Raw genomic sequence first — 2,409 nt, 5'->3', positions numbered from 1 at the left:
GACCGTGCCGCTGCTGGCCTACGCCGCCCTGGGAGGGACGGTCCTGCTGTTCCTGGACCTGTCGGGCATGGCGGGGGTGCACGCGCTGGAGCGGCCCGCGCCGTACAGGCCGGCGAGGACAGCGGCGCCGCCGTGACCGTGGTGCGCGTGGCCGGGACCCTGGAGATCCCGGTCGTGGCCCAGGCCCTGGCCCGGCGGTGCGACGCGGTCGTCGCGCTGGGCGCCGTGATCCGGGGGGAGACCGCCCACTTCGACTACGTGTGCGACTCGGTGACCTCGGGGCTGACCAGGGTCTCCCTCGACGAGGAGACCCCGGTCGGCAACGGTGTGCTGACCTGCGAGTCCCTCGACCAGGCCGTCGACCGCTCCGGGCTGCCGGGCAGCCACGAGGACAAGGGATACGAGGCCACCGTGGCCGCGCTGGAGACCGCCCTGCTGCTGAGGGACCTCCGGGGCTAGCCGGCGGGGCCGCAGGCGTGCCCTTCCCTTCCTCCGCCGCACCGCGTGCGGCCCGTCACGCTCCGCGGCGGAGGAGGAAAAGGCGGAAAACGCGGTATGTCCGGCCTTCCTGTGCGGAGTCATGGCCGGCCGGGTGGTGCGGTAAATTTCATTCGGCACGGTGTCGGCAGTCACACCGGTTGTGACCGGCGATTTTCCCGAAGGATCGTGATCTCCAAGTGAGCCCCGAGAGCGTCTCTCCGCCTGAGCTGCCCGTTGTGTGGCGGCCGAAGAAGGGCCGGATCGTGGCGTACGGCTTCGCGGCGGTGATCGTGCTTGGGGCACTGCTGATGGCGATCTTCCTGCCGCCGCCGTTCACCCTGGTCGACAGGGTCGCCATGGTGGTGCTCGGCGGGATGATCGCCGGGCTGCTGCACCTGCTGGGGCGCTGCCGGGTGGAGGCGGACGAGCAGGGTGTCACCGTGGTCAACCCGCTGCGGGTGCACCGCTACGAGTGGCCGGAGGTGCTGGGGGTCACGCTGGTGCAGAACGAGCCCTGGGCGAAGATCGACTTCACCGACGGGGCGACGATCGGGGCCGTGGGGCTCCAGGGGTCGGAGAAGGACCGGACCGTGCGGCAGGTGCGCGAGTTCGCCGCGCTCATCCGCGAGCGCGGCGAGGCCGAGGAGACCCGGTAGGGCGCCATCCGGGCGAGTGCGGCAGGCGGAGGGCCCGCGGGGCGCTCCCCGGCTCCCGTCGCCGCCGGAGGCCGGCCCGCCGCGGATCCGGCCGCCGCGGACACGGCCGCGCCCCCACCCCGCAGGGGTGAGGGACACGGCCGCACGCGACGTGATCTCAATCGACAGATAGGTTCCGTTGTCGCCGCTCTGACTGCCGTCCTCCTGGTCGTGGACGTCCTGGTTGCCCTCTCCCGGGCTGCCGCCCCTCCGCGCCGCGGATCTCGCTCCACCGGCTCGGAGGGCTTCCGTGAAGCAGCCGTGTCACCGTCGCCGGCCGCCCGGGTCTTCCGGATCCGGTGGACCCTCCCCTCGGCGTCCCGCGATGTCGGGAGCCCGATGACCTCTCAAGGCTGCCAGGGCGCCGGATAGCGAAACACTGCGGCGTCCCTAACGAATCGTTAAGAAGCCGCTGAGCGGGCCGTGCGGACGTGGCGGGGCATCAGGACGCCGCCGGGCCGAACTCCAGGGTGATCTCGGCCCCGCCCGACGGGGACGGGCCCGCCCGCATCCGGCCGCCGGAGCCCTCCGCCGTACGGCGGGCGATGTCGAGGCCCAGGCCGGTGGAGGACCTGCCGCTCGTCCCGCGGTCGACCGGCACCGGGTAGGAGAACCCGGGCCCCTCGTCGGTGATCGTCAGCAGCGCGCCCCCGTCCGGCCCGGGCGCCAGCTCGACGGTGAAGGGCGTGCCGTCAGGAGTGTTGGCGAACACGTTCTCCAGCAGCAGGTCGGCGCAGGCCGCCAGGTCCTGCGCGCTGACCCCGACGGGGAGCGGGGTGCCGGGGATGCGCAGCCGTACCGGCCGGTCCTGGTCCTCGGCGAGCGCCGACCAGAAGGTGACCCGGTCGGTGATCACCGTGGTGGCGTCGCAGCGGGCCACGCCACCGCGGAACCGCCGTGCCTCCCGGATGACCTGGGTGACCATGCGTTCGAGGGTGTCGACGGCCTCTCCCACCCGGGCCGCCTCGTCCTTGTCGCGCAGGGTCTCGGCCTCCAGCCGCAGCGCCGTGACGGGGGTGCGGAGCTGGTGGGACAGGTCGGCGACCGCCTCGCGCTCGCGGGTGAGCAGCTCGCGGATGCGCGTGGCCAGATGGTTGAGGGCGGTGCCGACGTCGCGGATCTCCGGCGGGCCGGCCGGGTCCACCCGCGCGTCCAGGTCGCCGCGGGCCAGCCGCCGGGAGACCCCCGCGACCTGCCCGACCGGCTGGATCAGCGAGCGGGCGAGCCGGTCGGC

3 protein-coding genes are annotated in these 2,409 nt (G+C 73.8%); 2 read left to right on the top strand and 1 reads right to left on the bottom strand.

Annotated features, from left to right (window positions below; genetic code table 11):
* Together ribH and ACWDS7_RS47915 are read left to right on the top strand one after the other, a co-directional pair.
* A partial coding sequence (gene ribH / locus ACWDS7_RS47920) for a 6,7-dimethyl-8-ribityllumazine synthase (RefSeq protein WP_451934741.1) occupies positions 1 to 459 on the top strand: 459 nt, incomplete at its 5' end.
* A 218-nt stretch (positions 460 to 677) separates the two neighbouring features.
* A complete protein-coding gene (locus ACWDS7_RS47915; protein ID WP_451934740.1) occupies positions 678 to 1,136 on the top strand; it encodes a PH domain-containing protein in 459 nt (152 codons plus the stop codon).
* 481 nt (positions 1,137 to 1,617) lie between these two features.
* Here ACWDS7_RS47915 and ACWDS7_RS47910 read toward each other — a convergent pair.
* Positions 1,618 to 2,409, bottom strand: a 792-nt coding sequence (locus tag ACWDS7_RS47910; RefSeq protein ID WP_451934739.1) for a HAMP domain-containing sensor histidine kinase, incomplete at its 5' end; no start/stop codon positions are given.

Source organism: Streptosporangium sp. NPDC003464, assembly GCF_053588315.1.
The sequence above is the reverse complement of the archived record's forward strand: the minus strand, read 5'-3'. Positions and strand labels throughout refer to the sequence as shown.